This window comes from Pseudoflavonifractor sp. HCP28S3_F10 (assembly GCF_052065415.1).
Classification (GTDB): domain Bacteria; phylum Bacillota; class Clostridia; order Oscillospirales; family Oscillospiraceae; genus Pseudoflavonifractor_A.
Map to the genome: position 1 here is coordinate 1 of NZ_JBQHUB010000053.1, position 5,672 is coordinate 5,672.

Consider the following 5,672-nt stretch of genomic DNA (forward strand, 5'->3'; position numbering starts at 1 on the left):
ATATTTGTCGAATATGATCCGCACCACAGCGGCCTCGGCCTCGTTGACAACCAGCTCAAAAACTTCATGCTTGCGCTTATTGAAGCGGCCACTCTTTACGAGATCGTAGCCATAGGGAGCAAGACCGCCTTTGAAACCACCGTCCTCGACGAGCTGGCCGAGGGCGGTTTTTGTGCGGATAGAAGTCTTTTCGCTTTCGCCGTCTGCTTGCCAGAAGCGGATATAGTTGGTGAGCTTGTCGGTGTGGGTATCAAAGCGCTGCTCACCCTCTTGGGTACTCCAGACCCGGATGCCGTTCTTTACAAACCATTCCACCACAAAGGGCGTTTCGTCAGCGATGCGCCCGATGCGGTCAAACATGAACACCAGCAGAATATCGAACTTGCCTTGCTTGGCCCGTTCTTTGATGATTTGGAGTTTGTCGCGGTTTTCGGCCCGTACCTTGTGGCCGGACACGCCGTCCTCTTGTTCTTCGTGAACAATCGTCCAGTCCATCTTTTCACAGAAGCGGTGACACTCCCTGCGCTGCATGGGGATGTCGGCTTGGCTTTTATCGTCATAGTCCACTTGTTTGTCGGTGGATACTCTATACAAACAGTCAACGCGAGTTCCGATAAGAATGTTATTTTCCATATTGATCCGTCCTTCCTCCAAATTATTATCGGCGCAGAAGATACGGAGAACTTTGCCGAGTATATGCTTGAACATGAAGCTGAGCTAACTCCGATTATTGAAAAATATCGCAATAAAACAGCTAAGGCTCGTTATCTGGATTTCAACCAGGGTGTTGACGGCAGAAAGATCAATGACGAGAATATGACACAACTTGCTCGTCTTGCGATCAGACCACTGCGAATCGCTTTTGATGATATTAAGCTGAAAGACAAATATTGTGCCGCTGTTCGTACTGCTCACAAGCATGGAATAAAAGAGATTTCTAACTATATCCTTTTCAATTATAAGGATAAGCCGGAAGACCTCTATGAACGTCTGCGCATCAATATTGAGTTGAACAGAGAGCTTGGAATTCAAATATTTTCGTTCCCGATGAAATATTCGCCTATTGACCGTACTGACCGCGATTTCATCGGTGCAAATTGGACGAAAAAATCTATTCGAGCAATTTCTGCAATTTTGCAAGTAACAAAAGGCGTGGTGGCTGCTGGATCGGATTTCTTTTATAAGGCGTTTGGCAGTTCTCTCGACGAATACTTTGAATTATTGGCGATGCCTCGGGAGTTGATCATGTTCCGTTACCATTTTGAGGGAAACGGAACGACTGCGCAGTGGCAGAAATTATATCGGGCGCTGACCGAGGAACAAAAGAGCAAACTGATGACGTTTGTTTCTCATACAGTTTCCGAGTTGAGAACGCTTCCTTGCCCGGAGCAATTCAAGGAAATACTGCCATTTTACCTGATAAAATATAATGGCAAAAAAGAGCAGCTTTCAGACGGTGCTGTTCAGCTTTCATTTATGGATGACAGTGATGTCATTATTGGGGAAGAATAAAGAAGCAGAAGAATAATTCACACAAAAGTTTCAAAATCCGGGTTGACTATATCCCGGATTTTGATTATACTATTATTAACCCGAAAAGGAGGTTGACTTCGATGAAACAACTGGGTAACAGGCTGCGTGCCCTTCGCGAGAGCATTGGTATCTCTCAGGCGAAGTTCGCCGATGTGATCGGCTCTACGCAGTCCAGCATCAACCGCTATGAGAATGGACAAGCCACTCCCACTGTAGAGCTCTTGCGAAAATATGCGGACTATTTCGATGTGTCAATGGATTACATCTTTGCCCGCTGCGACGAGCCGCAGGGCAAACTGTATCAGGCGAAGCCCCCGGTTGGCGAGGGCAATCCTGAGCTTGCGCAATTTGTGGAGATGTGCTTTGATCCGTCTTCTCCGATGAACGATAAGCTAAAGAAAACCTTGATACAAATGCTTGGGGAGGCGAAAACATGAGCAAGGAATTAACCCCGAAAACGGGACGGTTCGATGAAATCATCTCCATCATCGACAATGCCCGCACCCGCGCGTTGAAAGCGGTCAATGCGGAATTGATTCAGATGTACTGGAATGTTGGCGAATACCTTTCTTCGCTGTGCGCTAATTCCGGATTTGGAGATAAGGTTATTGATGAAGTTGCGGCATACATTGCCAAAGCCAATCCCGGCGTCAAAGGCTTTAACCGTCGCGGGCTTTACCGTATGAAGCAGTTTTACGAGACTTACAAGGACGATGAATTTGTGACACCACTGGTGACACAAATCAGTTGGACAAATCACTTGCTCATTATGTCCGGATCAAAGTCTGCGGAAGAACGGCATTTCTACATGACACTGTGCGCAAAGGAACATTATTCCAAGCGTGAACTGGAACGCCAGATGGACAGTGCTTACTATGAGCGTTATATGCTTTCCTCCAAGAAGCTGATACCCGAATCTGTCCCGCAGGATGTGCGAGGCAGCATCCTTGATACCTATGTGCTTGAATTTCTTGATTTGCCGGAGCAGTATTCCGAGCGTAACCTTCGCAAGGCGATCACAGGCAATTTGAAGCAATTCATTCTTGAATTTGGAAAGGACTTCACGTTTATCGGCGAGGAATACCGCGTTCAGGTGGGCGGACAGGACTTTTACATTGATCTTCTGTTCTACAACCGTGCGCTGTCCTGCCTTGTGCCGATTGAATTGAAGATCGGGAAATTCAAACCGGAGCATATCGGTCAGATCAATTTCTATCTGGAAGCTCTTGACCGCGACGTAAAAAAGCCGAATGAAAATCCGAGCGTTGGCGTTATCCTCTGTGCCAGCAAGGATGACGCGGTTGTGGAATACGCATTGAGCCGCAGTATGTCACCTACGCTCGTAGCTGATTACAGACTTTGTCTGCCGGATAAGACACTCCTGCAAAACAAACTGCGTGAATTGACCGAACTTGCGCTGGAAAGCGGTGAACGTGACGAGGATGATGAAGAATGAATGCAGTCATTTATGCACGCTATTCGTCGGACAATCAACGTGAGGAATCCATCGAAGGTCAGCTCCGTGAGTGCCGGGAGTATGCCGAACACAACGGAATGACTATTGTCGGAACCTATATCGATCGGGCATTATCCGCCAAGACCGCTGATCGCCCGGAGTTCCAGCATATGATACGGGACAGCGCAAAAGGTCTCTTTGAGGTTGTTCTTGTATGGAAGCTGGACCGTTTCTCCCGTGACCGTTACGACAGTGCCCACTATAAACATATTCTGAAAAAGAACGGAGTAAAAGTCGTATCCGCAAAAGAACATATCTCTGATGGACCGGAAGGTATCATTCTCGAATCCATGCTGGAAGGCTATGCCGAGTTCTATTCCGCCGAGCTTTCGGAGAAAATCCATCGCGGGCAGAAAGAGAACGCACTGAAAGGCAAGAATAACGGAGGCGGTGTTCCGCTCGGCTATCTGTTGGATAAGCAGACACAGAAGCTGGTAATCGATCCGGAAACTGCCCCGCTGGTGACTGAGATTTTTGAGAGATATGCCGAAGGAGCAACTGTTCGCTCCATTGTTGAAGATTTCAACAAACGCGGACTCAAAACAAAAAAAGTAAGCCGTTCAATATCAACAGCTTCTGCGGACTTCTTAAAAATCGGAAATACATCGGAGAGTATCGCTATCAGGACATAGTCATTCCCGGCGGTGTTCCTGCCATTGTGCCGGAAGATTTATTCTATCGTGTGCAGCAGCGCATGGAGAAGAATAAACGCGCATCGGCTCACATGAAAGCCAAAGAGAGCGAATTTTTGTTGACTACAAAGCTGTTCTGCGGCAAGTGTGAGCGGATGATGGTTGGCGAGAGCGGGAAGAGCCACACCGGAACCATGCATTACTATTACAAATGCGGCAACGCAAAACGGAAAAAGGGCTGTGATAAGAAGGCTGTACGCAAGGATTGGATCGAACGAGCTGTTGTACGGCTGACAATGGAGCGTGTACTGAACGAAGAAAAGATAACCCGAATTATTGATGCGCTGCTCGCCATGCAGGAACAGGAGGACGTCACAATTCCGGCACTTCGCCGCCAGCTTGCCGAGACGGAAAAGGGCATTGAAAATATGCTCAACGCCATCCAGCAGGGTATTTTCACTGCCTCCACCAAGCAGCGTCTGGAAGATTTGGAGAAGCAGAAAGAAGAGCTTGAGATCAGCATTACGACAGCGGAAATTCAAAAACCGAAGCTGACGCGGGAATATATGGAGCATTGGTTTTCTCAGTTCCGGTACGGCGATCCCAATGATCGGGAATTTCAAAAGCGACTGATCGACACCTTTGTCAACGCAATATTTGTGTATGACGATAAGCTGGTGCTGACCTATAACTATCAGCATGGCACACAGACGATTACACTAAAGGAAGTCGAGGACTTTCTGGGTTCGGATTTGGTTGGTCTGTCTCCACCACGAAAAAGACAGCCTAATGGCTGCCTTTTTTCATTTCCACCAGATTTTAAGAGCACTTTCAGGCAAACAAACAACAGCGGTTCGATCCCGCTTATCTCCACCACGAAAAGAGACAGCCTGACGGCTGTCTCTTTTGTTTCCACCAGGTTTTAAGAGCACTTTCAGGCAAACAAACAACAGCGGACCCGCTGGGGGATCGTGTCAACCCGTTGGCAGGGCGCATAGAATGAACTGTGCCGTCAGGCACGATCATCAATGAGGGGACGATCATTCTATGGAAACCATTCAAACCGTACCCTCCCGTCACGGTGACAGCCGCTGCAAAGCGATCACCGAACTGATCGAAGCGGTCGCCGAGCAGCAGGAGGCCCTGGCTCGTATTCTGGAGGCTGAGCATAAAAAGATCGAAAAGACCATTGAGCTGTGCGGCACTGATGTGGATGACCTGGTCAAGATCGACAAGAGCGTCGAGCGTGTCCTGGCCGCAGTGACCCGCCTGGAACTGGCGCTTCAGCTGAAGCTGGACCTGTTCCACGACTGCCTCTGCCCGGATACGCCTTGTTCCGGTGACCACTCTCCCTGCCATCAGTAAACGGAATGCGGATCGGGGCCTTGTCTCCGATCCGCGCTGCACGGAAGAGAGGTGCGATCCCATGAACCGCTTTATTGCAGGCGCGCGGATCCCTGAGAACAGCGAACGCCTGTTTCCGATGCCCTGCCAGAACTGCCGATACCGGAAGAAGTGCCCCTATATCTGCGATCAGGCTCTGTGCCGTGCGGCCTGCGGGGGACGCACGGAAGCACAAGGCCTGAGGGCGGAAGCGGACCGCCTCCTGGAGTCCGTTTCCAGTGCCGAAGGGGTATGCTGTCCGCTGGACGGCGGCGGGGCTCTGGAGAAGGCACTGCTCCGGGCACTGTGTCTGGAAATGGACCAGATCGGAGATCTGGTCCGGATGACGGAATACGGCGCCTGAGAAAGCACGATTCCGCATGGATCCGGAAAACGAAACGGCCTCCCGCACATTGGAACGGCCCCTGGAGCTCTCTTCAGGCCGGCACGGGAGAAGAATCAGCGGCATTTGAGAGGCTGGGCGGCCATAAAGCCGTCCAGCCTCATTGTTGTATAAGAAAAGAGGGGGGGGGGGGGGGGGGGGGGCGCCGCGGCGGGGGGGGGGGGGGGGGGGGGCGGGGGGGGCCGGCGGGCGGGGGTAGACCGCC

General features: G+C 50.3%; 7 protein-coding genes and 1 pseudogene. 7 read left to right on the plus strand and 1 reads right to left on the minus strand.

The features are described from left to right. The coding region (locus tag ACTNBZ_RS14120; protein ID WP_441210892.1) for a recombinase family protein at positions 1-633 on the minus strand (633 nt) is incomplete at its 3' end. Positions 634-696: 63 nt separating this feature from the next. On the opposite strand from ACTNBZ_RS14120, the gene ACTNBZ_RS14125 reads away from it, so the two are divergent. The 7 genes and pseudogenes from ACTNBZ_RS14125 (at position 697) to ACTNBZ_RS14155 (ending at position 5,428) form a co-directional block, all read left to right on the plus strand. Then, the gene (locus tag ACTNBZ_RS14125) at positions 697-1,512 is read left to right on the plus strand and encodes a hypothetical protein (protein ID WP_441210894.1); all 816 of its coding nucleotides are present in this window, start codon (positions 697-699) and stop codon (positions 1,510-1,512) included. Between the two features lie 101 nt (positions 1,513-1,613). Beyond that, positions 1,614-1,970, plus strand: coding sequence for a helix-turn-helix domain-containing protein (locus tag ACTNBZ_RS14130; RefSeq protein ID WP_412315884.1), 357 nt, complete (start codon positions 1,614-1,616; stop codon positions 1,968-1,970). Beyond that, positions 1,967-2,989: a PDDEXK nuclease domain-containing protein gene (locus ACTNBZ_RS14135; protein ID WP_441210896.1), complete on the plus strand. Its 1,023-nt coding sequence runs from the start codon at positions 1,967-1,969 to the stop codon at positions 2,987-2,989. Before ACTNBZ_RS14130 ends, ACTNBZ_RS14135 begins: the two co-directional genes overlap by 4 nt. Then, positions 2,986-3,695: pseudogene (locus ACTNBZ_RS14140) on the plus strand (recombinase family protein); the annotation flags it as partial. The gene ACTNBZ_RS14135 and the pseudogene ACTNBZ_RS14140, both read left to right, overlap by 4 nt. A gap of 48 nt (positions 3,696-3,743) precedes the next feature. Continuing rightward, a complete protein-coding gene (locus ACTNBZ_RS14145) occupies positions 3,744-4,607 on the plus strand; it encodes a recombinase zinc beta ribbon domain-containing protein (protein ID WP_441210902.1) in 864 nt (287 codons plus the stop codon). Between the two features lie 121 nt (positions 4,608-4,728). Further along, positions 4,729-5,046 (plus strand): hypothetical protein, encoded by a 318-nt coding sequence (locus tag ACTNBZ_RS14150; RefSeq protein ID WP_441210898.1) that lies wholly within the window; start codon positions 4,729-4,731, stop codon positions 5,044-5,046. Positions 5,047-5,107: 61 nt separating this feature from the next. Further along, positions 5,108-5,428 (plus strand): hypothetical protein, encoded by a 321-nt coding sequence (locus tag ACTNBZ_RS14155; protein ID WP_441210900.1) that lies wholly within the window; start codon positions 5,108-5,110, stop codon positions 5,426-5,428. Positions 5,429-5,672: the final 244 nt, after the last annotated feature.

What these genes read in the sequence shown, in the direction of transcription:
- ACTNBZ_RS14135 (WP_441210896.1), top strand. Translation starts at nt 1,967, where the DNA reads ATGAGCAAGGAATTAACCCCGAAAACGGGACGGTTCGATGAAATCATC.
- ACTNBZ_RS14150 (WP_441210898.1), top strand. Translation starts at nt 4,729, where the DNA reads ATGGAAACCATTCAAACCGTACCCTCCCGTCACGGTGACAGCCGCTGC.
- ACTNBZ_RS14130 (WP_412315884.1), top strand. Translation starts at nt 1,614, where the DNA reads ATGAAACAACTGGGTAACAGGCTGCGTGCCCTTCGCGAGAGCATTGGT.
- ACTNBZ_RS14145 (WP_441210902.1), top strand. Translation starts at nt 3,744, where the DNA reads ATGGAGAAGAATAAACGCGCATCGGCTCACATGAAAGCCAAAGAGAGC.
- ACTNBZ_RS14155 (WP_441210900.1), top strand. Translation starts at nt 5,108, where the DNA reads ATGAACCGCTTTATTGCAGGCGCGCGGATCCCTGAGAACAGCGAACGC.
- ACTNBZ_RS14125 (WP_441210894.1), top strand. Translation starts at nt 697, where the DNA reads ATGCTTGAACATGAAGCTGAGCTAACTCCGATTATTGAAAAATATCGC.